The sequence below is a fragment of the Curtobacterium sp. APC 4022 genome (assembly GCF_030407555.1).
GTDB lineage: Bacteria > Actinomycetota > Actinomycetes > Actinomycetales > Microbacteriaceae > Curtobacterium.
In genome coordinates, this window is sequence record NZ_JASDDD010000028.1 from 17,084 (window position 1) to 42,542 (window position 25,459).

The following is a 25,459-nucleotide window of genomic DNA, read 5'->3' on the forward strand; positions in this document are numbered from 1 at the left end:
ACGGTCCCAGAGTCTGGCCGGGTCTCCCACTGCGTCGATCACGGCCGCGCGTACGCGGCCCTCGCCGAAGTCGTGGGAAAGCCTACCAGTACCGGCCCGGGCGTGTCGGACCACGTCGTCCGTCCGGGCACAGACCGGACGGGAGGCTCGTGGCGGCGCCGCCACGAGCCTCCCGTCCGTCAGCGGGTTCAGTCGACGTCGGCCGGCGCCTCCGGCGCGAGGCGCTCGATCGTCCGGTCGAGCCGTCGGTCGACGGCCAGCTGCTGCGGCTCCGCCGCCCCGAGCGCGGCGGCGTCGGTCGCGGTGACGTGCAGGAGCCGGTGCCACTCGGCGTCGTACAGTGCCCGCCGGTAGCCCGAGGACGCCTGGCAGGCGACGTCGCGCTCAGCGACCGCGACCTCGGCGTCCTGGACGGGCGTCGATCCGATGTCCGTGCCGAACTGTCGCCGCACGGACTCCGACGGCATCTCGGCGGGGGACGCTGGCAGGTCCCGCACGCCCGACGGTGCCATGCAGCTGCGCCACCGGGCGGCGGCGGCCACGACGGCGTCGTCCTGCCGAGCGGCCGTCGCCGCGACGTACGTCAGGCGTTTGGCGGTCATCGACGCGGTCTGCGCGGTGCCGTCCTCGTCGTCCAGGCCGAGGGTCCGGTAGCCCTCGTGGAAGCACCGGCTCACCGCCGGCTGCGATGCGTCCGCGAACGCGGCGTTCCGCTCCGGGTCCTGACCCCACTCGCGGATGCCGTCCTCGTTCGCTCCGGCGGCCGAGGGGCCGTGGTAGCCCCGCGTCCGTGCGAGGTCGGCGTCGAGCGGCCTCGTCCACGAGAGCGCCGGCGAGGGGTTCCCCCGCTCGGGCGTCTCATCGGCGTCAGAGGCCGCTTCGAGCCCGGCCGAGGTGGCCCACGGCACCGGGAAGTCGATGCCCGCGTGGCGGAGGCACGGCTGGACGGCGAGGTTCTCCGCGTAGTCCTGCTTGCCGCCGGCCGGCTGGGCCCACCCGTCGAGCGGCATCGTCCACGCGGCCTGGTCCCGCTCGACCGACGGCCTGACCGCGACGTCGGCGGGCTCGGGCAGGCCGTGGACCACGCCCGCGACGAGGCCGAGGACGACGAGGCCGAGCGTCCCGGTCTTCGCGACCCGTGTGGTGATCTGCATGGTTCCCCCTAGGCGCGGACGAGGCCGCGTTCGTGTGCGGTGATGACGACCTGGATGCGGTTCCGGAGCCCGAGCTTCATGAGCACCGACCGGACGTGGCTCTTCACGGTGGCCTCGCTGAGGAACACCGACGCCGCGATCTCGGCGTTGGTGAGGCCCTTCGCCACGAGGAGGAAGACCTCGCGTTCGCGGGCGGTGAGGGCGTCGAGCACCGCGTCACGACGGTCCACCCCGACCGGGGTGCCCTGCGCGCGGAGCAGTTCCAGCGCCTCAGCCTCGGTCGGTGCCGGGCGTCCTTCGTGCACGTCGCGGATCGTGGCCGTGACGACCTCGGGCAGCGCGTCCTTCGTCAGGAACGCGGCGGCCCCGGCACGCAGTGCGGCGAGGACGGCGTCGTCCCGACGGATGGTCGTCAGGGCGATCACGCGCGGGCGGTCCCCGTCCCGCTCCCCCAGCCGCGCAAGCGTCTCGATGCCGTTCAGCACCGGCATCCGGAGGTCGAGCAGCAGGACGTCCGGGTGCGCGACGTCGCAGAGCTCGAGGGCGGCGGCACCGTCGCCGGCCGTCCCCACGCAGGCCATGTCGTCCTGGGCGTCGACGAGCATCCGCATGCCGGAGGCGAACAGCCGCTGGTCGTCGACGACCGCGACCCGGATCGCGGTCACCGTGCGACCTCGAGTTCGGCCGCTGCGGTCGGTGCTGTCGGTGCGACCGGTCCACCCGCGGGCACCCACGCGGTCACGACGAACTCGTGTTCCTCGTCCCCGGAGCCGGCGCGGAGCCAGCCGCCCGCCAACCGCGCCCGTTCCTGCATCCCGATGATGCCCGTCCCCACCCCGTCGAGTACGACGAGGGGTGCGGCGCCGCGCGACGACACCACGACGCCGAGGCCCGGTCCGCGCCAGTCGAGGACCACCCGAGCGCTCGCGGTCCGGCCCTGGTGCTTGAGGACGTTCGTCAGGCTCTCCTGGACGATCCGGTGCACTGCGGCGGCCACGCCGGGGAGCAGCTCCGCCGGATCGCCGTGCTGCTCGAACGTGGCGTCCATGCCGAGCTCCCGCATGTCCGCGACGAGCGGTGGGACGTCCGCCAACCCGTACCGGGCGTCGTCGCCCGCGCCCTGGATGCGCTCGACGAGCGCGCGGACGTCCCCGAGCGCCGACCGGCTGACCTCGGCGATGTCGCGGAGTGCGGTCGCCGCGTGCTCGTCCCGCACGGCGATCGCCGCGGCACCCTGCGCCTGGGAGACCACGACCGCGAGCGAGTGCGCCAGCGAGTCGTGCACGTCGCGGGCGATCCGCGCACGCTCCTGCTCGGCGTGCAGCTCGACCGTCGTCACCTGGGTCTCCCGCTCGGCCTCGACCACCCGGACCCTGGCCAGGCCGATGCGCCACGTCGCGCCGATCGCCACCCCGATCGCCCAGCCGATGCCGCTCGCTCCCGCCAGGGACAGCGCGATGAGCACGAGGTTCGTCCGGGTCCCGGCCACGGAGGCGACCCAGTTCGCCCACACGTCCTGGTCGGCGACCGTCGGCACCACCATCGCCCAGGCCGCCGCGGCGCTGGCGACCGCCAGCACGGGGACGGCGAGCCACCGGAGCAGGTCCGAGCGCCCGGCCCCCACGATGCCGACGACGATCACGATCGCCAGGTACTCCGGCCAGGTCGTGTCGGTGGGGCGGTGCAGCAGTCGGAGCGCCTGCAGCAGCGGGACGACGACGATCAGCCCGAGGGCGGTCGAGGGCATCCAGGCAGCCAGACCGATGGCCACCGCGAAGGCGGACACCACGACGACGTGGTCGGCGAGTCCGGCCCTGCCGGCCTCGGCGACGATCCAGAGCACGAGGTAGACGACGCCGGTGGCGGGTGCCAGCAGGTGTCGGAACCGTCGGAGGAAGGTGGTCATGCCGCCGAGCGTATGGGGACGCTGCGGCGGTCAGCGAGCCGTGCGCGCGGTTTTCATCCGAGGTGATGAAGGGGGTGGTCAGCGGCCGAGGGATCGGCGGTGCTCCTGCGCGGCCGCGAGGAGGTCCCGCGCGCGGTCGCTGGCCGTCTCGGCGTCGTCGCGGGAGCGTTCGAGCCGCTCGACCTCGGCGGTGGCACGCTCGAGCTCGCGCGCGAGTCCGGCGCGGCGGTCCTCGGCGGCGCCGAGTTCACGCTCCGCTTCGTCGAGAGCCGCGTCCGCCTCGCGGGACTCCGTCCGCGCTGCGGTCTCAGCCTGGCGGGCGGCGCGGCGCTCGGCAGCGGGGTCGGGCGTGGGATCCGGGGCGCGGTCCTGCTGGTCCTGCTGGTCCTGCTCGTCCTGTTCGGCCGGTTCGGCCGGTTCGGCCTGTTCGGCCTGTTTCTCCGGCCTGGAGGATCGGGTCGACCTCCGTGCGCGCCGCCCCTCCTCGATGTCGATGGGCGGGGCACCGCTGCCCGACCAGGCGTCGGGGACCGCGTCCGGCACGGCGAGGGCGCCGTCGAGGTCGACGTCCTCGAAGCCGACGCTCTCCAGGGGCTGCACGAGGAGCCCCGAGCGGACGGCGGCTCCGGCGTGCGGGTCGGCCATCGCGGCCTCGATCGTGGAGCGGACCTGCTCGAGGACCGCCGGCGTGGCAGGGTGGCCGGCATCCGTGGCCAGGTCTGCCCCGGCCTGTGCCAGTGCATCCACCACGCTCGTGCGCTGGCGACGGAGCGCGCTGATCTCCTGCGGGTCCGCGTTCGCCTGGGCCTCACGCAGGGACGGGCCGAGGTCGACCGCCTCGTCGAGGGCCTGCTCGTGCGCCAGCAGGTCGACCACCCAGGCGGCCGGAGTCGGTTTCCGGAGCTTCCCGATCGCCGCGGCCGTGTCGCGGTCGTCAGCGCGCATCGCCCGCTGCCGGGCGGTCCGCTCGGCGACGAAGTCCGCCGGCGCGACGAGCAGGAGCTCACGGGCGGCCGCAGCGAGCGTGTCGATGTCCACGCTCGCCGAGGCTACCCGCGAGGCCTCACCAGTCGTGGACGGTGCCGTCGGCCAGGCGGTTGAACGGCAGGTAGGCCTGCTCGTACGGGTACTTGCCCGCCTCGTCGACGTCGAGCGACACCCCGAGGCCGGGCTCGTCGCCCGGGTGCAGGTAGCCGTCGGTGAACGTGAACGACTGCCGGAACACCTGGTTCGTCCGGGGACCGTGCTGCATGTACTCCTGGATGCCGAAGTTGTGGATCGCGAGTCCGACGTGCATCTGGGCGGCGAGCCCCACCGGCGAGATGTCGGTCGGCCCGTGGAACCCGGACCTGACCTGGTACAGCGCGGCGTACTCCATCGTCTTCTTCAACGGGGTGACCCCGCCCATGTGCGTCACGGCGCCGCGGACGTAGTCGATGAGCTGGTCGCGGATGATGTCCTTGAAGTCCCAGATGGTGTTGAAGACCTCGCCGATCGCCAGGGGCGTCGTGGTGTGCTGCCGGACGAGCTTCAGGGCCTCTTGGTTCTCGGCGGGGGTGCAGTCCTCGAGCCAGAAGAGGTCGTACGGCTCGAGGGACTTGCCGAGCTGCGCGGCCTGCATCGGGGTCATCCGGTGGTGGCCGTCGTGCAGGAGCGGCAGCTCGGGGCCGAACTCGTTGCGGACCGCCTCGAACACGGCGGGCACGTGCCGCATGTAGGCGCGGGTGTCCCAGTCCTCCATGGCCGGGAAGGCCCCGCGTTGTGCGGGCTCGAAGTCGTACCGCACCCCCTCGTTGCCGGACGTGGTGGTGTTCGACGCGATGCCGTAGATGGACTGCAGGCCCGGCACACCGGTCTGGACGCGGATCGAACGGTAGCCCTCGGCCTGGTGTGCGCGGATCGAGTCGAACAGCTCGGGCAGTTCCTTGCCCGAGGCGTGGCCGTACGCCATCAGCCCGGTGCGGGAGGCGCCGCCGAGCAGCTGGTAGAGCGGCATGCCGGCGACCTTGGCCTTGACGTCCCAGAGGGCCATGTCGACGGCGGCGATCGCGGCCATGGTCACGGGGCCGCGCCGCCAGTACGACGAGCGGTACAGGAACTGCCAGGTGTCCTCGATGCGGCTGGCATCGCGCCCGATCAGCAGCGGCACGACGTGCTCGGACAGGTACGCAGCCGAGGCGAGCTCCCGCCCATTGAGCGTCGCGTCGCCGAGCCCGACCACGCCGTCGGCGGTCGTGATCCGCAGGGTGACGAAGTTCCGGTCCGGGCTGGTCACGATGACCTCGGCCGTGTCGATCAGCTGTCCGCGGTCGGCGCTGGCCCAGGTGTCGGGGCGCCCCGCGGTGGCGTCGCCGCTGCGGTCGTCCGTCGCGCCCGGCACGGGTGCTGCCGGGTCGGTCGTGTTCGTGGTCCCGGTCGGAACTGCGGTGGCGTCGGTCATGCGGTGACTCCTTCGTCGGCGGGCTGGCGTTCCGCTGCCGCGGCGGTGCGGATGCGGTCGGCCGCGGCGGTGACGGCCGCGACCACGGGTGTGGTGTCGAGGTCGGGCGCGACGACGGCCAGGACGTCGTGCACGTCCGAGCCTGCTCCCGGTGCACCCGGGTCGTTCACGAGGTCCGGCTGCGTGGTCACGTGGAGCCACCACGCCGCGAGGAGCGTCGCCGCCCCGGGTCCGATGCCGGCCGCTGGATCACGGTCGAGGCGGTGCCGGACGACGTCGACCACGCGCACGGGCAGCTTCTGCGAGCCGCCGGCCGCGATCTGCACCAGGGTGTGCCGGATGCGCGGGTTCGCGAAGCGCTCCACCAGGGCAGCTCGTGCTCCCGCGATCTCGTCCGCGGGCAGCGGGAGCTCCTGGGCGGCCTCGTCCCAGAGCTGTTCCACGGCGGCCCGGCAGACCGGGTCTGCCATGGCCTGCGCGACGGTCTCGTGGCCGAGCAGCAGTCCGAGGGAGGCGAGCAGGGAGTGCGACCCGTTGAGGAGCCACAGCTTCCGCTGCTCGTACGGGGTCACGTCGTCCACGATGCGCGCGCCGGCGGTCTCCCACGCGGGGCGCTCCCCCGCGAAGGCGTCCTCCACCACCCACTCGGTGAAGGGCTCCGTGACGACGGGCACCCGGTCGCCGTCGAGGGCTCCGGGCAGCGCGGCGAGCGCCGCGACGTCGTCCTCGGTCGTCGCCGGGGTGATCCGGTCGACCATCGAGCTCGGGAACGTCACGGAGGCGTCGATCCAGGCCTGGAGGCCCGGGTCGGTCACGGCGTCGCGCACGGCCTGGCGCAGGACCTCGCCGTTGTGGGTGAGGTTGTCGAGGCTCATGAGCGTCAGCGGCCCGGCGTCGGCACGCCGACGAGCGTCGAGGCCACTGACGAGGCGTGCCGGGACGTCGGAGCCCTTGCGGTACCCCTGCTCGGTGACGGTCAGCGTCACGACGGTCGTGTCCGGTGCCGCGAGCGCCGTCGTCCACGCGGTCTCGTCACTACCCGGGTGTGCGGCAACGACGGCGTCGATCACCTCGGCGGTGTCGCCGTCCGCGGCCCGGGTGACGAGCGTGTAGCGACCGTCCTGCGCGGCGAGCGCCTCGGCCATGTCCGGGGAACGCCCGGTGAACGCGGTGATGCCCCATGGCTGCCCCGTCGCGTGCTGTGTGTACCAGGCGAGGTGGGCGCGAGCGAAGGCACCGACCCCGAGGTGGACGATGCCGGGTCGACGGCTCACGCGGTCACCGGCACCAGGGAGCGCAGGTAGGCCAGGTTGTCGGCCGTGCGCTCTGCCAGGGGTAGGTCGGTGGAGAAGTCCTCGATCGTCACCCAGCCGTCGTACCCGAACGTGCGCAGGTCGTCGAGGTACGCCGACACCGAGGCCTGACCGGAGCGCAGCGGCGCCCACTCGTGCTGCCAGGTGCTGCTGCCGTCGGCCCGGGCGGCGCCGGTGTCGACCCAGCGGGCGTTCTTCACGTGCACGTGCGCCAGGTACGGGCCGAGCATCTCGAACGCGGCGAGGTGGTCCTCGTGGCCCTCGATGACGAGGTTGCCGAGGTCGTGGATGACCCCGACGTGCTCCGGGTCGAGGCCGTCGACGAGCCGCAGGGCCGCCGAGGCCGAGGGCGTGATGGTCATGTGGTGCAGCTCGACCAGGGCCTTGACGCCGAGGTCCGCCGCGCGGGACACCGCCCACTCGAGGTCGGCGCGGGTGCGGTCGAACAGCTGCGGGTAGGTCTCACCGGTGCGGGTCTTCTCCTGCCGGTAGACGGGCATGCTGATCCGCACCTGCCGGGCACCGAGCTCGCTCGTCACGCGGAGCATCGTCTCGACGCCGTCGTGGTCGTCGGCCTGCTGGTAGCCGCCGATGCCCGAGTACGCGAGCCCGGCGCCGTCGGTGATCCGGGCGATCTCCCCGACCTGGTCGGTGATGCCCGTGTACTGCCAAGTCGATTCGTTGCCGGCCCAGAAGGCGCGCTCGGCGGGGACCGTGGCGCCGTCGGCGGGACGGTCGTCGACGATCCGCCACTCGATGCCGTCCCAGCCCTGCGCGGCGAGGGTCTCCGCCGCCTGCGACGGGGTCCAGTCGGGGGTGGACGCGGTGAACACGGAGAACTTCATCGTGCTGCTCCTTCTGCTGCGGCGACGGGCGAGGCGTGCACGACGGGGACGACGGGGACGACGTCGTCGTACCGTCCGTCGATGACGTCGGCAATGCGCACGGGCTGTCCCAGCGTGGCGCTCACGTAGAGACCGCGGACCGTGGCGAGGGACACGAGGGCGTCGTCGACGGTCACGCCCGGGTCGCGACCGGTGCGGATCGCGTCGACGATGTCGTCGTACTGCCGGCCGTGCCCGGCGAGGAAGTGCTCGGCCTCCGGCGGTCCACCGACGACGTGCTCGGTGGGGACGACGTCGGACTTCTGGTCGACGGCGTCGGCGACCGCGGTGGCGTTCGCCGTGGTGGCGGCCGACTGGAGCGTGTCGGCGTCCGGCGCGACGTGGAAGTAGGCGAGTCGGTCGTCGTCGACGACGGCCGATCCCTGCGTGCCGTAGACGGCGTAGCGGGCGGACAGGCCCGGGTACGCGGCCGTGGTGCAGTGGATGACCCCGAGCGCGCCCGTGTCGAATCGGACGGTGGCGACGGCGGTGTCCTCGACCTCGATCCGGTCGTGGGCGAGCAGCCCGATCTGCGCGGAGATCTCCACCGGACGTCCGAGGCTCCAGACGAGCAGGTCGACGGTGTGCACCCCCTGGTTCATCACCGCGCCGCCGCCGTCGAGCTCCCAGGTGCCGCGCCAGTCGCCGGAGTCGTAGTAGCCCTGCGAGCGGTACCACGCCACGCTCGCGACACCCGAGGTCACCCGGCCGAAGCCGCCCCCGTGTGCGGCTCTCGCGACCGCGACGGACGCCGGGTCGAAGCGGTGCTGGCTGATCACGCTGACGACGAGCCCGCGCTGCCGGGCGGCCGCGGCGAGCGCCGCGATCTGCCGGGCGCGGGGCATCGTGGTGTCGAGCGGCTTCTCGATCACGACGTGCTTGCCCGCGTCGAGCGCCGCCTCGGCCAGCTGGACGTGCATGCCGGACGGGGAACAGATCGCGACGACGTCGATGTCGATCTGGGCGATGGCGTCCTCGATGGTGGCGGTCGTGAGCGGGCGGGGTGCCCCCGAGGCCTCGATCTCGTCGGCGGCGCCGGTGGCCGCGGCCGGGACCGCGTCGACGAGGGCGACGACGACGAGACCGTCGTTCGCGAGGGCGACGCGGGCGTGGTGGCGGCCGATGACGCCCGCGCCGACGACGGCCAGGCGGAGCGGTGCGGTGGGGCTGGTGGTGTCTGCGGTCATCGCAGGGTCACTCCGATCTGGTCGGTGAGGGTGCGGAAGGCCCGGCCGGCGCGGCCGAACGCCGCCGGGCCGGAGAACCCGCCGAGGGCGGTGAAGTCGCTGAGGTGGGGTTCGAGCGAGGCGTACCCGGAGTACCCGGCGTCGCGCAGCGCCGTGAGCGTGAGCAGGAGCTCGCCGTCGCCCTCGCCGGCGGGGACGACGGACGAGTCGGCGGCGAGGGCGTCCTTCACCTGCAGGTAGTCGACGTAGGGGGCGAGCTGCGCCCAGCCGTCGGTGAAGGGCGGCACGCCGCACTGGACGTAGTTGGCGTTGTCCCACGCGAGCCGGAGCGACGAGGACCCGACGCTCTCGACGAGGTCGAGCACCCGGGAGGGCACGTCGCCGTAGATGTCCTTCTCGTTCTCGTGCAGCAGGGTGATGCCCTCGCGCTCCGCCAGGTCGGCGAGCGCCCGCATCCGGACGAGCACGTCGTCGCGGACGGACTCGGGGGTGCGCCCGGCGAAGTAGAACGAGAAGATCCGGATGTTCGTCGTGCCGAGCGCGTGTGCGGCGGCGATCGCGCGCCGGAGCCGGACGAGCTCGTGCTCGACGGGTTCGTCGACCGGGACCTTGCCGATCGGCGACGCGATGGCGGACACGGTCTGGCCGCGCTCGTCGAAGAGGCGGTGCAGCCCGGCGAGCTGCTCGTCGTCGAGGTCGACGACGTTGACGCCCCAGGCACTGCGGACCTCGATCGCGTGCGCGCCGAGGGCCTGCAGCACCGCGACCTGGACGACGGGGTCGGCGTCGATCTCGTCGCCGAAGCCGGACAGTTCCCAAGTGGGTCGATCGCTGGTGGGCTGGGTCATTGCGTTCCCTTCATGAGGACCAGGGTGACCGGCGGGGCGGACGCGCGCCGGGCCTCCAGTCCGATCTGTGGACGAATCGCTACTTCACACTCCCGGCGGTCAGCCCGCCGACGAGGTAGCGCTGGAAGACCAGGTACAGGGCGACGACCGGCAGCGCGCAGACGATCGAGGCGGCCATCATCTGGCCGTAGATCGGGACCGCGCCGCCCTCCTGGGTGGTGCCGAGCACCTGCAGGACCACGGCGACCGTCCGGGTGTTCGGGGTCGTCATGATCGTGGAGAACAGGACGTCGTTCCAGCCGAGCAGGAAGGCGAAGATCGCGGACACGACGATCCCCGGCCAGGACAGCGGCAGGACGATCTTCATGAGGATCCCCGTCGAGGACGCGCCGTCGATGCGGGCCGCTTCCTCGAGTTCCTTCGGCAAGCCGCGGAGGTACGTGACCATCACCCAGGTGGAGAACGGCAGGGCGAACGTCAGGTAGGTGACGAACAGGCCCCAGCGGGTGCCGATGATCTGCACACCCGTGGCGCTCGCGATGTTGGCGAAGACGACGAACACCGGCAGCAGCAGGAGCGTGCCGGGGATCGACTGCAGTGCGAGCAGCCCGCGGAGGAACGTCAGGCGGCCGAGGAACCGGAATCGGACGAGCACGTAGGCCGTCGACACGGCGAGTGCGGCACTGCAGACGGCGACCGCGCCGGCGGTCAGGATGCTGTTGACGAGTCCCTGTCCGAGGGCGACCGTCGACCAGATGTCGGTGTAGTTGGCGAGGGTGAACTCGGACGGGAAGTACTCGCCACGGGCGACCGCGACGTCCGAGTTGACCGAGCCGAAGACGATGTAGAGCACCGGGACGGCGATGAACGCGACGATGACGGCGATCACGGTGACGAGCAGCCAGCGCGGCAGCAGCCGGGTGACGTCGGTGTCGTAGGGGCGCTTCGGTCGGCGACCACCGCCCGGGGCCGTGATGCTCTCGGTGAGCGTCGCTGTCGGACGGGTCCTGGTGGTGCTGTACCCGCTCATGCGCGTGCTCCCTCGACGTCGGCGGCGGCCGGGGCGGCCAGCACGGCGCGGTCGGCGCGGCGCTGCTTCCGGTTCGGGCCCGCGTCGTCGCCGGTGTCGAGCTGGACGGCCCGCAGGTAGACGAAGAGCGGGATGGCGACGATCACGAGCGAGCAGATCGCCATCGCGGCGGAGAGACCGAAGCGGAACGACTGGAAGCTCGCGATGTACGTCAGGACGGGCATGACCTCGACGCTCGAGGGCAGCGGGATGCCGAACAGGACGAACGGCAGCGTGAAGTTGTTGATGTTGTGCAGGATCGCGATGATCACCGCCAGGCTCAGCGGACCGCGCAGGTACGGGAACACGACGTCGCGGAGCTTGATCCACCAGGTCGCGCCGTCGAGCGACGCGGCCTCGTGCACCTCCAGGTCAACGGCCTGGAGGCCCGCCAGGCTCAGCAGGTACACGAACGGCCACGACGTCCAGACCATGACGCCGGCGAGCGCCCAGTAGGACGCCGAGCCGTTCAGCCAGAGCACGTCGGTGTGCAGGACCGAGTTCACCACGCCCTGCGGCTGGAGCATCGTGCGGAAGAACGTGCCGACGACGAACGCCGGGAGCACGTACGGGATCAGGTAGACCGACCGGACGAGTCCGCGACCGCGGAACCGGTTCTGCGTCGAGATCGCGGCGGCGACACCGATGGGGACGGTGACGGCGGTGACGAGCACGGCGAGCGACACCGAGATCCAGATGGAGTGCAGCAGCGGGGAGTTCGTGACGGCCTCGGTGAAGTTCGCGAAGCCGACGAACGGAGCGCTGAACCACTGCCGGAGCGTGTACTGGTCGAGGTCGAGCATCGCGATGAAGAACCCGACGAGCAGCGGGACCACGATGATCGCGAGCATGAGGAGGCCGCCGGGGAGCAGCATCCAGAGCGGACGCTCCCGCTTGTAGAGCGGGGTCGTGCCGTGCGGGCGGACGGGTTGGTGTCCGTCGGGTCGCCGCGTGGTGGGCTTGGTCTGCGTGGTGGTCATCACAGACCTCCGTTCTTCTGCCGGTCGAGCGTGGCCTGGGCGTCCCGCTGCGCGTCCTGCAGGCGCCTGCGGAGTTGGTCGTCGGTGACCTCGCCGCGCTTGAGCGACGGGATCGACTGCACGACGACGTCGACGAGTGCGAGCTGGATGTCCGACCACGCGCCGGTGAAGGCGGTGGGCTTGGACAGGCGGCCGGCGTCGATGATGGGCTTGAGCTGGGGGTTCTCCGCGGCGAGCTGTGCGGCGGCGTCCACGTTGGTGGGCAGGTTGCCGAACAGGTCGTAGTACTCGAGCTGCGCCTTCTTGGTGCTCAGCTGCTTGATGAACTCGAACGACAGGTCTTGCTTGGTGCCGTAGTCGGCGACGACGAAGTTGTCGCCGGACAGGATGCTGGCGGCCTCGATGCCACCAGCCGGGCGCGACGTGGCGCCGGGTGGCACGGTCGGCAGCAGGGCGAACGCGTACTTGCCGTCGACCTTCGTGTCCTTGAAGGAGTTGATGGCGGTGGTGGTCGTCATCGGGAAGAACGCGGCCTTGCCGTCGGTGAACTGCGCGAGGGCCTGGGCGTTGTTCCACCCGATCGCGGCTTTGTCCACGACGCCGTCCTTCGTGACCCAGTCGAAGTACGTCCGGTAGGCCCGCTGCACGGCGTCCGCGTCGAGCTCCGCCCTCGAGCCGTCGACGATGGTGTTACCGGCGTTCTCGGACATCCCCCAGATGAACTTCCACGGATCGAACCCGTCGGCGTAGGCGATCGCCATGCCGTGCCGGTCACCGGTCGTCGTGGCCTTCGCGTCCGCGGTGAGCTGGTCCCACGTGGTCGGCATCTCGGTGATGCCGGCCTGGGCGAGCAGGTCCGTGTTCACCGCCATCACGAACGGGCGGCTGGCGAACGGGATGCCGATCTGCTTCGACGCGCTCGGACCCGAGATGCCGAACGACGCCGGGTCGAACTGGTCCTTGCCGCCGATGGCGTCCCACTGCTCCTCGCCCATGCGGACGAACGCGCCGGTGGCGTAGGCGGTGGGGGTGAAGGTGGTGCCGATCGCGTACACGTCCGGGCCCTGGCCCGAGATGACGCTCGTCTGGATGGCGGTCAGTTCCTCCTGGCCGGAGGAGTACGTCTCCCACTGGATGTCCGCGCCGGTGGTGCGCTTGAACTCGGCGGCGGTGTCCCGCTGCCACTGCTTGCGTTGGTCGGGGTAGGTCGTGTCCGCGCCCATCATGACGCGGAGTGTGTTGGGGTCGTCGCCACTGCCGTTGACGATCGCGCATCCCTGCAGGGACAGCGTCGCGAGGGCGACCACGACCACGGAACCGATCAAGGTCCGTGTCTTCATGGGGGTTTCCTCCTCGAAGCCTCCACCCGAGCGGCGCTGCTCGGGGTGTCGCCGGGGCGAGCCGGCTGACGACCACTGTCGCGCGGGTGGCAACAGGCGGCAACCGGTTGCCACTTGTTGCCAGACCGGCCTAGCGTTCGGGACGTGCCGCACAGGACAGGGAGGTTCGCGTGACCGAGACCGACTCGTCCCGCCGCGTCACGATCCGCGACGTCGCCACCGCCACCGGTGTCGCACCGTCGACGGTGTCCCGCGCCCTGTCGCTCCCCGGCCGTGTGAACCCCGCCACGCAGCAGCGCATCCAGCAGGCCGCCCGCGAGCTCGGCTACGTCGCGAACTCGCAGGCGCGTGCGCTGACGTCCGGCCGGACCCGGGCGGTCGCGGTCCTGGTGTCCGACATCACCAACCCCTTCTACTTCGACGTCATCCGGGGCACGCAGCACCAGCTCGCCGCCGCCGGGTGGACGCAGCTGCTCGTCGACACCGAGGAGTCCGCCGACGCCGAGATGGCCGCCCTCAGCGCGGTGTCCACGAAGGCCGACGGCGTCGTGCTCACCGCGTCGCGCCTGTCCGACGTGCAGATCGCGAAGTTCGCCGAGCGCACCCCGCTCGTGGTGGTGAACCGCCGTCCGGCCGGGGTCCCCTCCGTGCTCATCGACACCCCCGGCGGTGTCGAGCAGGCGGTGCAGCACCTCGCGTCGCTCGGGCACCGTGACGTCCTGTACGTCGCGGGACCGGACAGCTCGTGGTCGAACGAACGTCGCTGGCGTGCCCTGGTGCGCGTCGCGAAGCGCCTCGACGTCCGCGTCGCCCGCATCGGTCCGCACGCCCCGTTCGTGGACTCGGGTGCCGCCGCGGCCGACGCAGCCGTCAACGCGGGAGCGACGGCCTGCATCGCCTTCAACGACCTCATCGCGATCGGCATGCTCGGCCGGCTCCGGGAGCGCGGTGTCCGCGTGCCCGAGGACATCAGCATCGTCGGTTGCGACGACATCTTCGGCGCCGACTTCTGCAACCCGCCGCTCACCACGATGACGTCACCGATCGAGCGGGCCGGCCGCGTCGCGATCCGGATGCTCCTCGGTCGGCTCGGTGCCGTCCCGGCCGACGAGCTCCCCGGCGAGCACATGAGCGGTGCCGTCGCCCTGCCCACACACCTCACCGTCCGCGAGTCGACCGGCCCCGTGCCGGCCACCCACCACCGTCCGTCCTGAAGGAGCCGACGATGCCCCGTACCGACACCGCCACCCCGCTGGCGCCGCACCCCGACCGCCTGTTCGCCGCCGACCCGGGAGCGCGTGCGGTCGCGCGCACCCTGTACGAGGCCGTCGCCCATGCGCCGATCATCTCCCCGCACGGGCACGTCGACGCGGCCCTGATCGCGGATGACCAGCCGTTCGCCGACCCCGCCGCGCTGCTGATCACGCCGGACCACTACGTCCTGCGGCTCCTGCACGCGAACGGTGTCGGACTGGAGGCGCTGGGTCGCACCGATCTGTCGGGAACCGGCACCGTGCCTCCAGGCCGCCAGATCTGGCGGACCCTGGCGGAGCACTGGGACGACTTCCTCGGCACCCCCGTCCGGTACTGGTTCGAGACGGAGCTGCACGACGTCTTCGGGCTGACGGAGCAGCCGTCGGCCGCGAACGCGGACGTGCAGTACGACCACATCGCCGCGCTGCTGCAGCAGCCGCAGATGCGGCCGCGCGCACTGTTCGACGCCTTCGGCATCGAGGTCCTCGCCACCACCGACGCCCCGGACGCCGACCTCACCGCCCACGCGCAGCTCGCTGCCGACCCCACCTTCCGCGGCCGGGTGGTCCCCACCTTCCGCGCGGACGCCGTCTTCGACCCGTCCCGTCCGGACTGGAGGCTCGTGGTCGCGTCCGTCGGCCAGGCCGCGGGCATCGACACGGGCACCCACGACGGGCTGCTCGCCGCACTCCGCGCACGTCGGCAGTACTTCATCGAGCACGGTGCGACCGCGACCGACACCGGGGTGCTCGACGCCGGGTCGACCCCGCTGTCACCGTCGGAGCGCGCGCGGATCCACACGGCTGCGCTGCAGGGGCCGGCCGGGGTGACCGCGGCAGAGGCGGTGGCGTACCGGCACGACATGCTCTTCCGGTGGGCGGAGATGAGCGTCGACGACGGTCTGGTCATGCAGCTGCACCCGGGGGTCGTCCGGAACCACCACACGCCGACACTCGAGCGCTTCGGGCCGGACACCGGGCACGACCTGCCCGCGGTCGGCGCGTTCACCGAGCCGCTGCGGCCCCTGCTCGAGGCCTTCGGCACCGCGCCCGGGTTCCACGTGGTGCTGTTCACCGTCGACGAGACCGTGTTCTCGCGGGAGATCGGACCGCTCGCCGGGTTCTACCCCGCCGTGTACGCCGGGGCACCGTGGTGGTTCATCGACACACCCGCGGCGATCGGACGCTACCGGTCGGCGATCACCGACTCGACGTCGTTCACGAAGACGTCCGGGTTCATCGACGACACCCGGGCGTACTGCTCCATCCCCGCCCGGCACGACATGGCGCGGCGGGCGGATGCGGCCTACCTGGCGTCGCTCGTCGTGACGCACCAGCTCTCCGAGGAGGACGCTGTCCGGACCGCACGGCGGATCGTGTCCGACATCCCGAGGGCGACCTTCAAACTCTGAGGGCGACGGATCGGACCGGGGCGGCGTGCGAGCTGTCCGTCAGGGCAGGATCGCGAGGATGGCCGCGACGGTCTCGTCCACCGATCCGCGGATCGGGACCGCCGCCGATGCCTCGTCGGACCCGGGACGCTCGAGCGTCTCGAACTGCGAGTCGAGCAGCGAGTTCGGCATGTACTCGTGGTGCCGGTGGCTCTGCCGCTCGGCGATGAGTTCGCGCGACCCGTCGAGGAACGCGATGAACAGGTCGGGGGCGTCCTCACGCAGACGGTCGCGGTAGGCGCGCTTCAGCGCGGAGTTCGCCATCACGCACCGGGCGCCGGACCGCTGCACCTCGGCGATCCGTGCCGAGCAGGCGTCGAGCCACGGGCGCCGGTCGTCGTCCGTCAGGGGGACGCCGGCGTGCATCTTGTCCTTGTTCGCCTGCGGGTGCAGTCCGTCAGCGTCGACGAACTCGGCTGCCTGTCCCCGTTCGACGAGGGCACGCGTCAGCGCTTCACCCACCGTCGACTTGCCGGATCCGGAGACCCCCATCACGAGCACGGGCGGGAGGACGGTCGCATCGGCCATTCCTCCACAGTACGAACCGGGGGCCTCGTGGTCCACAGGATGCGGAAGACCTGGGTGGTCACACGGGCGGCTGCATAGATTGGCGGTGGCCGTCCAGACACGAAGGAGTCGACGTGGCAGAGAACAACGACAAGGCGAACATCGGGGTCATCGGCCTCGCGGTGATGGGCTCGAACCTGGCGCGGAACCTCGCGTCGCGTGAGGGCAACACCGTCGCGGTCTACAACCGCACCTACGCCCGCACCGAAGAGCTCATGAACGAGCACGGCGACATGGGCTTCATCGCGTCCGAGGACATCGACGGGTTCGTGGCGTCCCTGTCGAAGCCGCGCACCGCGATCATCATGGTCCAGGCCGGCAAGGGCACCGACGCGGTGATCTCGCAGCTCGCCGACCGGTTCGAGGAAGGCGACATCATCGTCGACGGCGGCAACGCGAACTTCCACGACACCATCCGTCGCGAGCACGACCTCAAGGAGAAGGGCCTCAACTTCGTCGGCACCGGCATCTCCGGTGGCGAAGAGGGCGCCCTGCACGGGCCGTCGATCATGCCCGGTGGCTCGGACGAGGCGTGGGAGACCCTCGGGCCGATCCTGAAGTCGATCGCCGCCGTGGCCGAGGGCGAGCCCTGTGTCACACACGTCGGTACCGACGGTGCCGGCCACTTCGTGAAGATGGTCCACAACGGCATCGAGTACGCCGACATGCAGCTGATCGCCGAGTCGTACGACCTGCTCCGCCGCGTCGGTGGCTACAGCGTCGACCAGCTCGTGCAGGTGTTCGACGAGTGGAACAAGGGCGACCTCGAGTCCTACCTGATCGAGATCACCGGCGAGGTCCTCAAGCAGCAGGACGCCGACACCGGCAAGCCCCTCGTCGACCTGATCCGCGACGAAGCGGGCTCGAAGGGCACCGGCGTCTGGACCGTGCAGAACGCCGTCGGCCTGGGCATCCCGGTCTCCGGCATCGGCGAGGCGGTGTTCGCCCGTGCGGTGTCGTCGAAGCCGACGCAGCGCGAAGCGGTCCGGAAGTCCGTCACGAAGCGCCCCGACATCGCCGAGGTGCCGGACACCTTCGCCGACGACGTCCGGGCCGCGCTCTACGCCTCGAAGGTCGTCGCGTACGCGCAGGGCTTCGACCTCATCATCGCCGGGGCCAAGGAGTACGACTGGGACATCGCGCTCGGCGACATGGCGAAGATCTGGCGCGGTGGCTGCATCATCCGTGCCCAGTTCCTGAACCGCATCGTCGAGGCGTACGACAAGGACCCGGAGCTCGCGTCGCTGCTCGTCGACCCGTACTTCGCCAACGCCGTCGCCGAGGGTGAAGCAGCCTGGCGACGCATCGTCGGGATCGCGGCTGCCTCGGGGATCCCGGCGCCCGGGTTCTCGTCGGCGCTGTCGTACTTCGACTCGCTGGCGTCCGAGCGACTGCCCGCCGCCCTGATCCAGGGGCAGCGCGACTTCTTCGGTGCGCACACCTACCAGCGCACGGACAAGGACGGCACGTTCCACACGCTGTGGTCCGACGACGGGCGTCCCGAGGTCGAGCAGGAGCCGTCGACGCACTGATACCGATCGTTCCGACCCGAGGGCCTCGTCGTCGACGGGGCCCTCGGTGCGTGCTGCGGCCGCGGGGTGCGGATCGCGGGGCGGGGGCGCGTGCGGCGTGCGGGCCGCGGGGTGCGGTCGGGCCGGGTCGTCTGTCTCAGGCGACGATGCGCTCGCGGGCCAACCGGGCCAGGAGCTCGTCCAGCCGGTCGCCGCGGCCGAGCAAGCGGTCCGAACCAGGTGCCGCACGCACGAAGAACGTCGCGACCGCGGTGGTGTCGTCGGGCCGGACGTAGTGCACGACGATCGCGGGCGCGGTCCGTCGTCCGGCCCCGGGCACCAGGACGTCCTCGACACCGACGTGCACCACGCGGCTCCACCGGATGACGAGCAACCGCGTGGCGCGACGTTCGTCGAGTTCCCACAGTGACGCTTCGGTCGCACCGAACGCCCAGGTCACGTGCCGTGCGAGCGGGACCTCGGGGCGCACCGCTTCCAGCGTCCCGCGGAGCTCCGGAGTCGCCGAGGCCGGGACGAGCCAGACGGTCGGGTCGACCCGACGGACGGCGGTGGCGAGCAGGTCGTCCGCGCGGCGGCGGCTGATGGACCGGGCACGGAGGACGGCGATCACGATGACCGTCACCCCGATGACGACGGCGACGACCTCGGCGATGCCGAACGCGGTCAGGTCGGCGTCCGGATCGGCGTTCACGACGAGGATCCGCGCGGTCACCAGGGCGGCCCAGAGCCCGACGATCGCCCACCGCAGCGCGAGGAGTCGGCGGTACGGCGACCAGCGCTGCCGGTCCCCGCGGGCACGACCAGGACCCGGAACACGGATCGGTCGCCTCGGCACGGTGACGATCCTGCCACGACGACGGCGTCCACCGGCACGACCGGGGATGAACGCTCCCCCAACCCGTTCCCCGCAGCGGACCGCCCGTTCCCAGCGGCGCTGACTTACCATCCGTGGGTGACCGAGCCTGACCCGCGCCTCCTCCCGCACCGTCGCTGGGCCGCCGCGCTCGTCGGGGTGATCGCCATGCTCGCGTTCCTCGCCGTCGCGGAGCTCGGTGCGCTGCTGCTCGGCGGCGCCGGCAGCCCGCTCGTGGCCGTCGGCTCCGCGGTCATCGACCTCGCACCCCGAGGCGCGAAGGACCTCATGGTGTCGCTGTTCGGCACCGGCGACAAGGTCGCGCTGTTCGCACTCATGACGGTCCTGCTCGTGGTCATCACGGCCGGTGCCGGCATCCTCGAACGTCGTCGGCCGCCGTGCGGCGCGCTGGTGTTCGCCGCCGGTGGGGTGCTCGCCCTGCTCGCCGTCACCACCCGTTCCGGCAGCGGCACCTTCGACGGCGCCCCGACGGTGCTCGGTGTGGCCGCGTCGATCATCGTGCTCCGGCTCCTGCTGCAGCGCCTCCGTCGGTGGGAGGACGCCCGCGCGGTGCCCACCGCCGACGCCGAGCGCGCTGGCGGCGTGCAGCGCCGCTCGTTCATCGGGTGGGCAGTGACCACCGCAGCGGTCGCGGCGGTGGTGGGCAGCGCCTCCCGGCTGGGGTCGGCGTCCCTGCAGGCCGCAGCCGCGGTCCGCCGGGCCGTGCGACTGCCGACGCCGGCGACCACCGCGCCGCCGGTGCCGGCCGGTGCGAGCCTGGACGTGACGGGCATCACGCCCTACGTCACCCCGAACGCCGACTTCTACCGGATCGACACGGCTCTGCGCGTGCCGTCGATCGACCCCGCCGACTGGTCGCTGAAGATCCACGGCGAGGTCGAGGAGACCGTCGAGATCACCTGGGCGGAGCTGCTGGCCCTTCCCCTCGAAGAGCACATGGCGACGCTGAGCTGCGTCTCGAACGAGGTCGGCGGCAACCTCATCGGCAACGCGCTCTGGCTCGGCTACCCGATCCGGTCGCTCCTCGCCCGTGCCCGGCCGAAGTCAGGCGCGGACATGGTCCTCTCGCGGAGCATCGACGGGTTCACCGCGGGGACGCCCCTCGACGTCCTGCAGGACGAGGGCACGCAGGCGCTCGTGGCGGTCGGCATGAACGGCTCGCCGTTGCCCGCCGAGCACGGGTTCCCGGCGCGGCTGGTCGTCCCGGGGCTGTTCGGGTACGTCTCCGCCACGAAGTGGGTGACCGAGCTCGAGGTCACCCGGTTCGCGAAGGCGCAGGGCTACTGGACACCGCGCGGCTGGTCCGAGCGCGGCCCGGTGAAACTCGAGTCGCGGATCGACACCCCCGGCGACGGCACCTCGGTCAAGGTCGGCGACCGTGTCCCGATCGCGGGCGTCGCCTGGCAGCCGCACGTCGGTGTGAAGGCCGTGCAGGTGAAGGTCGGCTCCGCCGGGTGGCAGGACGCCGAACTGGCCGACTCGGCCTCGGCCGACACCTGGCGGCAATGGGTGTACCGGTGGACGGCCGTCGCCGGGCAGCACGAGGTGCAGGTCCGCGCGGTCAGCGCCGACGGCGAGGTGCAGACCAGCGTGCAGCGGCCGCCGGCCCCGAACGGTGCGACCGGCTGGCACGGGGTCACCATCTCCGCGTCCTGACGGGAGGCGCGGGTCACCGTCTCGGCGACCTGACGGGAGGCGCGGACCACCGCCCACGGGTCCGTCCCGCCGGCGAGACGCCCCCGTCTGCACTCGGCGCCGCCGGGGAGGTCGGACGCCGCCGAGTTCTGCGGCGTCTCAGCGACTCCGCGGTGTCTCGGGGCGCTCGGCGGCGTTCTCGGGGCGCTCGGCTGCGGTCTCGGCTCGGCGGAGTCAGCCGGGGAGCGTCGCGACGACGCAGGTGCCGTCGACCTCGTCGTCGCGAGCGAGTTCCGCCGTGAACCCGGCAGCGCGGAAGAGCCCGGCCGACACCGGCGCCTGGACGCCCGACACCTCGATGACGACGGCGCCGCCGGGCCGGAGCCACTCGGCCGCACCGGCAGCGATCCGCCGGTGCACGTCGAGGCCGTCCGCACCGCCGTCGAGGGCGACCCGGTGCTCGTGGTCCCGCGCCTCGGTCGGCATCGAGCCGATGGCGTCCGTCGGCACGTAGGGGGCGTTCACGGTGAGGACGTCGACCTGCCCGCGGAACCGGGTCGGCAGCGGCGCGAACAGGTCGCCCGTGACGACGATCCCCCGGTCCCCGAGGTTCTCGGCGGCGACCTCGGTGGCGTCCGGGTCGATGTCGGCGGCGACGAGGTCGAGCGCGCCGATCCGTTCGAGCAGCGCCATCCCGATCGCTCCGGCACCGCAGCACAGGTCGACGACCCGGTCGTAGCGGTGCAGGCGTCGAGCGCCCTCGACGACGACGACCCGGGTCCGGGCCCGCGGCACGAAGACCCCGGGGGTCACGCGCACCCGGCGTCCGTCGAAGGCCGCCCAACCGAGGACGTACTCGAGCGGCTCCCCCGCCAGACGGCGCTGCAGCAGCCCGCGGAGGCGCGTCGGGTCGCCGTCACCGGCAGCGAGCAGCAGGTCGGCTTCGTCCTCGGCGAAGACGCTCCCGCCCGCCCGGAGCCGGGCGGCGAGAGCGTCTCGCGGAGTCAGGGCCACGCTGGTGTCCGAGGACTCAGGCGGCGCCGTCGAACATCGACGTCACCGAACCGTCGTCGAACACCTCGTGGATGGCGCGGGCGATGAGCGGTGCGATCGGCAGGACCTCGAGCTTGTCCCAGCGCTTCTCGTGCGGGACCGGCAGGGTGTCGGTGACGACGACGCGGTCGATGAACTCGCTCTGCAGCAGCTCGGTCGCCGGGTCGGAGAACACCGCGTGGGTGGCGGCGACGACGACGCCCTTGGCGCCGCTGGCCTTGAGTGCTTCGGCTGCCTTGGCGATCGTGCGGCCGGTGTCGATGAGGTCGTCGACGAGCAGGCACCAGCGGCCGGAGACGTCGCCCACGATCTCGTGCACCGAGACCTGGTTCGGGATGAGCGGGTCGCGGCGCTTGTGGATGATCGCCAGCGGTGCACCGAGCTTCTCGGACCAGATGTCGGCGACGCGCACGCGGCCCATGTCGGGCGACACGACGGTCAGGGTCGCGGGGTCGAGCATCTCGCGGAAGCGCTCGAGCAGCACCGGCATCGCGAACAGGTGGTCGACCGGGCCGTCGAAGAAGCCCTGGATCTGCGGGGCGTGCAGGTCGACGCTCATGATGCGGTGGGCGCCGGCGGCCTTGAACAGGTCGGCGACCAGGCGGGCCGAGATCGGCTCGCGGCCGCGGCCCTTCTTGTCCTGCCGGGCGTACGGGTAGAACGGGGCGACGACGGTGATGCGCTTGGCAGAGGCGCGCTTCAGGGCGTCGACCATGATGAGCTGCTCCATGAGCCACTCGTTGATCGGGGCGGTGTGCGACTGGATGACGAAGGCGTCGCACCCGCGCACCGACTCGTCGAAGCGGGCGTAGAGCTCACCGTTGGCGAAGGTCCGGGCGTCGGTCGGGACGAGGTCGACACCGAGCTCTTCCGCGATCGCCGTCGACAGTTCCGGGTGCGCTCGCCCTGCGACCAGGACGAGTCGCTTCTGGCCGGTTGTCTTGATTCCGGACACGTGTGGTGCTCACTCCCTGACCCCGTGAAGGGGTCGATCTGACCCGCCGGGGCCGATGTCCTGGGCTCCGGTCGGGGCCCACCGCTGACGGCCACGGGGACCGTCGAAGGTGTCATTCGCCTCGCGCGCGCCGAGCTGCCTCGGCCGCCGGGGTACCGGGTCGGTTCTCCTCGACCCATCCCTCGGAGTTGCGCTGTGGGGCGTAGCTGATCGCGAGCGACCCGGCCGGCACGTCCTTGCGGACTGTCGTGCCTGCACCGGTGTACGCCCCGTCGCCAATCCTAACCGGGGCGACGAACACGTTGTGCGATCCGGTCCGGACGTCGGAGCCGATGACGGTGCGGTGCTTGTGGACGCCGTCGTAGTTCGCGGTGATGGTGTTCGCACCGATGTTGGAGTCCTCGCCGACCTCGGTGTCGCCGATGTAGGACAGGTGCGGCACCTTGCTGCCACGACCGATCACGGCGTTCTTGGTCTCGACGAAGGTGCCGATCTTGCCGCGCTCGCCCAGGATGGTGCCCGGACGCAGGTAGGCGAAGGGTCCGACCGAGGCGCCGTCACCGATGACCGCCAGGGTGGCGTCGACGCGGTTGACGGTGGCGCCGGCGCCGACCTCGGTGTCGCGCAGGGTCGTGCCCGGCCCGACGACGGCGCCGCTGGCGATCGCCGTCGCGCCGATCAGCTGCGTGTCGGGCAGCAGTTCGGCGTCGGGTTCGATCGTGACGTCGAGGTCGATCCAGGTCGAAGCAGGGTCCTGCACGGTGACGCCGGCCAGCTGGTGACGACGGACGATCCGGGCGTTGAGCTCTCGGGCCGCGTCGGACAGCTGCGCGCGGTCGTTGATGCCGACGACGAGCCACGGATCGGTCAGCGTGACGACGTCGACACGACCACCGCGGGCGGCGACGAGGGCCGGGACGTCGGTGATGTACTTCTCGCCCTGGGCGTTCTCGGTGGTCAGCGACGGCAGGACCGCACGGAGGTGGGTGACGTCGAACGCGTAGATGCCGGCGTTGGCCTCGGTGATCTGCAGCTGCTCCGGTGTGGCGTCCTTGTGCTCGACGACCCCGGCGAACGCCCCGTCGGCATCGCGCACGATGCGCCCGAGCCCGGTCGGGTCGGGAGCGATGGCGCTGACGAACGTGGCGCCGTGTCCGCCGTCGCCGTGCGCGGTCACGAGGGTGTGGAGGCTCGGCGCATCGAGCAGCGGCACGTCGCCGGAGAGCACCACGACGACACCGTCGAAGTCGGCCGGCAGCGCGTCCACTGCGACCTCCACCGCACGTCCGGTGCCCGGGACGTCGTCCTGGTCGACGACGAGGGCGTCGGGCGCACGCTCGGTGATCTCGGCGGCGACGCGGTCACGTTCGTGCCGGACGACCACGACGACGTGTTCCGGGGACAGGGACTCTGCGGTCCGGAGCACGTGGGCGATCAGGGGCAGGCCGGCGAGCCGGTGCAGCACCTTGGGGAGCGAGGACTTCATGCGTGTGCCCTGCCCGGCGGCGAGGACGACGACGGCGATCCGCTGGTCGGTCATGCGTCCCATCCTGGCCCACCGTCCCCGCCTCGGACGACCGTGGGGCCGACGTGTGGGGAACTCCGCGGAGAACCGCATCGGTGCAGGAGAAGCCGCACCGACCGTCGCGGCGTGACCGCCTGGAGGCCCGGTGCCGGCCCGTGGGACCGGCACCGGGCCTCCAGGCCGACACCGCGTGACGCGCAGCGCCGGCCCGGTCAGGCGGCCCGATCAGGCGGTCAGGTCCGTCAGCTCGACCTTGATCCAGCCGGGTTCGCGGCGGTCGAAGGCCTCGTAGGCCTCGATCGCGGAGCCGATGCCCTCGTGTTCGGTGATCAGCGCCGTCGGGTCGAACTGCCCGGCCGCGACCATGTCGATGAGCGGCGGGGTGACCGAGTGGTGGTCGCAGTTGCCCATCCGGATCGTGAGGTTCTTGTTCATCGCCTCGCCGATCGGGTACGACTGCGCGGTCGGCCCGTACACGCCGATGATGCCGATCCGGCCGTACTTGGCGACCGAGGCGACCGCCCACTGGGCGACCTGGGAGGGCCCGTCACCCGGCTTCCACTGCTGCTGCTCGCCGAACCCGTCGGGCGAGGCGTCGGGCGCGACCTGCTGCACCTCGGCGTCGAACGCGGCGGCCTGTTCGTCGGACACCGCCGCGGGGCCGCGCTTCGGGCGCTCCGCGTCGACGCCGACCGCGTCGATGACGGCGTCCGCACCGACGCCGTTGGTGAGGTCCAGGATCGCCTGGACCGGGTCCTCCTTGTTGTAGTCGACGACCTCGCAGTGCTGCGCGAGGGCCGCGGCGAGCCGGGTCTCGTGCCCGTCGACGACGATGACGCGTCCGGCGCCCTGCTTGTAGGCCGAGGCGGCCGCGAACTGGCCGACGATCCCCGCGCCGAACACCACGACGACGTCACCGCGGCGGACCCCGGCGAGCTCGGCGCCGAACCAGCCGGTCGGGAAGATGTCGGAGAGCAGGATCGCCTGCTCGTCGCTGACGTTCTCGGGCAGCGGGTGCATCGTGTTCTGCGCCCACGGCACCCGGACGTACTCGGCCTGCAGGCCGTCCACCGGGCCGGTCGACTGCGGGCCGCCGAAGAAGCTCGTGCCCGCTTGGGGCCCGTTCGGGTTCGCCACGTCGCACTGCGCGGTCTGGCCCATGCGGCAGTACCGGCAGGCGCCGCACGAGATGGTCGAGTTGATGACGACGCGGTCGCCCGGGCTGAACCCGCGGACGGCATCGCCGACCTCGGAGACGACGCCGACCGCCTCGTGGCCGAGGATCGTTCCCTCGACCATCGGTGCCATCGTGCCGCGGACGAAGTGCAGGTCGGTGCCGCAGATCGCGGAGCGGGTGATGTGCACGATCGCGTCGTGCGGGTCCTGGATGGTGGGCTCCGGGACCTCGTCGAGCCGGATGCCGCCGATGCCGTGCCAGACAACTGCCTTCATGGGGTTCCTCCTCGTGGGTCGTCCGGGCGGACGCTACGCGC

Annotated in this window: 22 protein-coding genes; 4 read left to right on the forward strand and 18 right to left on the reverse strand. The window is 72.0% G+C overall.

Annotated elements, in window-relative coordinates; genetic code table 11:
• Positions 1-188 precede the first annotated feature (188 nt).
• The 12 genes from QL987_RS10225 to QL987_RS10280 all read right to left on the reverse strand — a co-directional run bounded on the left by QL987_RS10225 (position 189) and on the right by QL987_RS10280 (position 13,121).
• Positions 189-1,154 (reverse strand): hypothetical protein, encoded by a 966-nt coding sequence (locus tag QL987_RS10225; protein WP_290157548.1) that lies wholly within the window; start codon positions 1,152-1,154, stop codon positions 189-191.
• Positions 1,155-1,162: 8 nt separating this feature from the next.
• The gene (locus tag QL987_RS10230) at positions 1,163-1,819 is read right to left on the reverse strand and encodes a response regulator transcription factor (protein WP_290157549.1); all 657 of its coding nucleotides are present in this window, start codon (positions 1,817-1,819) and stop codon (positions 1,163-1,165) included.
• A complete protein-coding gene (locus QL987_RS10235; protein WP_290157550.1) occupies positions 1,816-3,060 on the reverse strand; it encodes a histidine kinase in 1,245 nt (414 codons plus the stop codon). Before QL987_RS10235 ends, QL987_RS10230 begins: the two co-directional genes overlap by 4 nt.
• Before the next feature lie 78 nt (positions 3,061-3,138).
• Complete coding sequence (locus QL987_RS10240) at positions 3,139-4,098, reverse strand: hypothetical protein (RefSeq protein ID WP_290157551.1); 960 nt, start codon at positions 4,096-4,098, stop codon at positions 3,139-3,141.
• A gap of 25 nt (positions 4,099-4,123) precedes the next feature.
• Positions 4,124-5,500: a D-mannonate dehydratase ManD gene (gene manD / locus QL987_RS10245; RefSeq protein ID WP_290157552.1), complete on the reverse strand. Its 1,377-nt coding sequence runs from the start codon at positions 5,498-5,500 to the stop codon at positions 4,124-4,126.
• Entirely contained in the window at positions 5,497-6,774 is a 1,278-nt protein-coding gene (locus QL987_RS10250; protein ID WP_290157553.1) for a mannitol dehydrogenase family protein, read from the reverse strand. Before QL987_RS10250 ends, manD begins: the two co-directional genes overlap by 4 nt.
• Positions 6,771-7,658 carry a sugar phosphate isomerase/epimerase family protein gene (locus tag QL987_RS10255; protein WP_290157554.1) on the reverse strand — a complete coding sequence of 296 codons (888 nt, stop codon included), beginning with the start codon at positions 7,656-7,658 and terminating at the stop codon, positions 6,771-6,773. Before QL987_RS10255 ends, QL987_RS10250 begins: the two co-directional genes overlap by 4 nt.
• Positions 7,655-8,884 (reverse strand): Gfo/Idh/MocA family oxidoreductase, encoded by a 1,230-nt coding sequence (locus QL987_RS10260; RefSeq protein WP_290157555.1) that lies wholly within the window; start codon positions 8,882-8,884, stop codon positions 7,655-7,657. The genes QL987_RS10255 and QL987_RS10260 overlap by 4 nt, the downstream gene beginning before the upstream one ends.
• Positions 8,881-9,732: a sugar phosphate isomerase/epimerase family protein gene (locus QL987_RS10265; protein ID WP_290157556.1), complete on the reverse strand. Its 852-nt coding sequence runs from the start codon at positions 9,730-9,732 to the stop codon at positions 8,881-8,883. Before QL987_RS10265 ends, QL987_RS10260 begins: the two co-directional genes overlap by 4 nt.
• A 79-nt stretch (positions 9,733-9,811) precedes the next feature.
• Positions 9,812-10,762, reverse strand: a complete 951-nt coding sequence (locus tag QL987_RS10270) for a carbohydrate ABC transporter permease (RefSeq protein WP_221849422.1) — start codon at positions 10,760-10,762, stop codon at positions 9,812-9,814.
• Entirely contained in the window at positions 10,759-11,781 is a 1,023-nt protein-coding gene (locus QL987_RS10275; RefSeq protein ID WP_221849423.1) for a sugar ABC transporter permease, read from the reverse strand. The genes QL987_RS10270 and QL987_RS10275 overlap by 4 nt, the downstream gene beginning before the upstream one ends.
• Positions 11,781-13,121 carry an extracellular solute-binding protein gene (locus tag QL987_RS10280; protein ID WP_290157557.1) on the reverse strand — a complete coding sequence of 447 codons (1,341 nt, stop codon included), beginning with the start codon at positions 13,119-13,121 and terminating at the stop codon, positions 11,781-11,783. The genes QL987_RS10275 and QL987_RS10280 overlap by 1 nt, the downstream gene beginning before the upstream one ends.
• Before the next feature lie 170 nt (positions 13,122-13,291).
• On the opposite strand from QL987_RS10280, the gene QL987_RS10285 reads away from it, so the two are divergent.
• Together QL987_RS10285 and uxaC are read left to right on the forward strand one after the other, a co-directional pair.
• A complete protein-coding gene (locus QL987_RS10285; protein ID WP_253467552.1) occupies positions 13,292-14,335 on the forward strand; it encodes a LacI family DNA-binding transcriptional regulator in 1,044 nt (347 codons plus the stop codon).
• 11 nt (positions 14,336-14,346) lie between these two features.
• Positions 14,347-15,786 carry a glucuronate isomerase gene (uxaC, locus tag QL987_RS10290; RefSeq protein ID WP_290157558.1) on the forward strand — a complete coding sequence of 480 codons (1,440 nt, stop codon included), beginning with the start codon at positions 14,347-14,349 and terminating at the stop codon, positions 15,784-15,786.
• A gap of 39 nt (positions 15,787-15,825) precedes the next feature.
• Here the strand turns inward: uxaC and QL987_RS10295 are convergent, their stop codons facing one another.
• Positions 15,826-16,353 carry a gluconokinase gene (locus QL987_RS10295; RefSeq protein WP_290157559.1) on the reverse strand — a complete coding sequence of 176 codons (528 nt, stop codon included), beginning with the start codon at positions 16,351-16,353 and terminating at the stop codon, positions 15,826-15,828.
• A 113-nt stretch (positions 16,354-16,466) separates the two neighbouring features.
• On the opposite strand from QL987_RS10295, the gene gndA reads away from it, so the two are divergent.
• Positions 16,467-17,924: an NADP-dependent phosphogluconate dehydrogenase gene (gene gndA / locus QL987_RS10300; protein WP_290157560.1), complete on the forward strand. Its 1,458-nt coding sequence runs from the start codon at positions 16,467-16,469 to the stop codon at positions 17,922-17,924.
• Between the two features lie 136 nt (positions 17,925-18,060).
• Here gndA and QL987_RS10305 read toward each other — a convergent pair whose 3' ends face one another.
• Positions 18,061-18,759, reverse strand: a complete 699-nt coding sequence (locus QL987_RS10305; protein WP_290157561.1) for a hypothetical protein — start codon at positions 18,757-18,759, stop codon at positions 18,061-18,063.
• A 117-nt stretch (positions 18,760-18,876) separates the two neighbouring features.
• Here QL987_RS10305 and QL987_RS10310 point away from each other — a divergent pair, with 117 nt between their 5' ends.
• The gene (locus QL987_RS10310; protein WP_356841036.1) at positions 18,877-20,454 is read left to right on the forward strand and encodes a molybdopterin-dependent oxidoreductase; all 1,578 of its coding nucleotides are present in this window, start codon (positions 18,877-18,879) and stop codon (positions 20,452-20,454) included.
• Between the two features lie 213 nt (positions 20,455-20,667).
• Here QL987_RS10310 and QL987_RS10315 read toward each other — a convergent pair whose 3' ends face one another.
• The 4 genes from QL987_RS10315 to QL987_RS10330 form a co-directional block, all read right to left on the reverse strand.
• Entirely contained in the window at positions 20,668-21,447 is a 780-nt protein-coding gene (locus QL987_RS10315) for a putative protein N(5)-glutamine methyltransferase (RefSeq protein WP_290157562.1), read from the reverse strand.
• A gap of 16 nt (positions 21,448-21,463) precedes the next feature.
• Positions 21,464-22,441: a ribose-phosphate diphosphokinase gene (locus QL987_RS10320; RefSeq protein WP_290157563.1), complete on the reverse strand. Its 978-nt coding sequence runs from the start codon at positions 22,439-22,441 to the stop codon at positions 21,464-21,466.
• Positions 22,442-22,553: 112 nt separating this feature from the next.
• A complete protein-coding gene (gene glmU, locus QL987_RS10325; protein ID WP_290157564.1) occupies positions 22,554-23,981 on the reverse strand; it encodes a bifunctional UDP-N-acetylglucosamine diphosphorylase/glucosamine-1-phosphate N-acetyltransferase GlmU in 1,428 nt (475 codons plus the stop codon).
• Between the two features lie 210 nt (positions 23,982-24,191).
• On the reverse strand, positions 24,192-25,418 hold the full coding sequence (locus QL987_RS10330; RefSeq protein WP_290157565.1) for an alcohol dehydrogenase catalytic domain-containing protein: 1,227 nt from the start codon (positions 25,416-25,418) through the stop codon (positions 24,192-24,194).
• Between the last annotated feature and the right edge of the window lie 41 nt (positions 25,419-25,459).

What these genes read in the sequence shown, in the direction of transcription:
- QL987_RS10225 (WP_290157548.1), bottom strand. Translation starts at nt 1,154, where the DNA reads ATGCAGATCACCACACGGGTCGCGAAGACCGGGACGCTCGGCCTCGTC.
- QL987_RS10235 (WP_290157550.1), bottom strand. Translation starts at nt 3,060, where the DNA reads ATGACCACCTTCCTCCGACGGTTCCGACACCTGCTGGCACCCGCCACC.
- manD (WP_290157552.1), bottom strand. Translation starts at nt 5,500, where the DNA reads ATGACCGACGCCACCGCAGTTCCGACCGGGACCACGAACACGACCGAC.
- QL987_RS10255 (WP_290157554.1), bottom strand. Translation starts at nt 7,658, where the DNA reads ATGAAGTTCTCCGTGTTCACCGCGTCCACCCCCGACTGGACCCCGTCG.
- QL987_RS10260 (WP_290157555.1), bottom strand. Translation starts at nt 8,884, where the DNA reads ATGACCGCAGACACCACCAGCCCCACCGCACCGCTCCGCCTGGCCGTC.
- QL987_RS10265 (WP_290157556.1), bottom strand. Translation starts at nt 9,732, where the DNA reads ATGACCCAGCCCACCAGCGATCGACCCACTTGGGAACTGTCCGGCTTC.
- QL987_RS10270 (WP_221849422.1), bottom strand. Translation starts at nt 10,762, where the DNA reads ATGAGCGGGTACAGCACCACCAGGACCCGTCCGACAGCGACGCTCACC.
- QL987_RS10275 (WP_221849423.1), bottom strand. Translation starts at nt 11,781, where the DNA reads ATGACCACCACGCAGACCAAGCCCACCACGCGGCGACCCGACGGACAC.
- QL987_RS10280 (WP_290157557.1), bottom strand. Translation starts at nt 13,121, where the DNA reads ATGAAGACACGGACCTTGATCGGTTCCGTGGTCGTGGTCGCCCTCGCG.
- uxaC (WP_290157558.1), top strand. Translation starts at nt 14,347, where the DNA reads ATGCCCCGTACCGACACCGCCACCCCGCTGGCGCCGCACCCCGACCGC.
- QL987_RS10295 (WP_290157559.1), bottom strand. Translation starts at nt 16,353, where the DNA reads ATGGCCGATGCGACCGTCCTCCCGCCCGTGCTCGTGATGGGGGTCTCC.
- glmU (WP_290157564.1), bottom strand. Translation starts at nt 23,981, where the DNA reads ATGACCGACCAGCGGATCGCCGTCGTCGTCCTCGCCGCCGGGCAGGGC.
- QL987_RS10330 (WP_290157565.1), bottom strand. Translation starts at nt 25,418, where the DNA reads ATGAAGGCAGTTGTCTGGCACGGCATCGGCGGCATCCGGCTCGACGAG.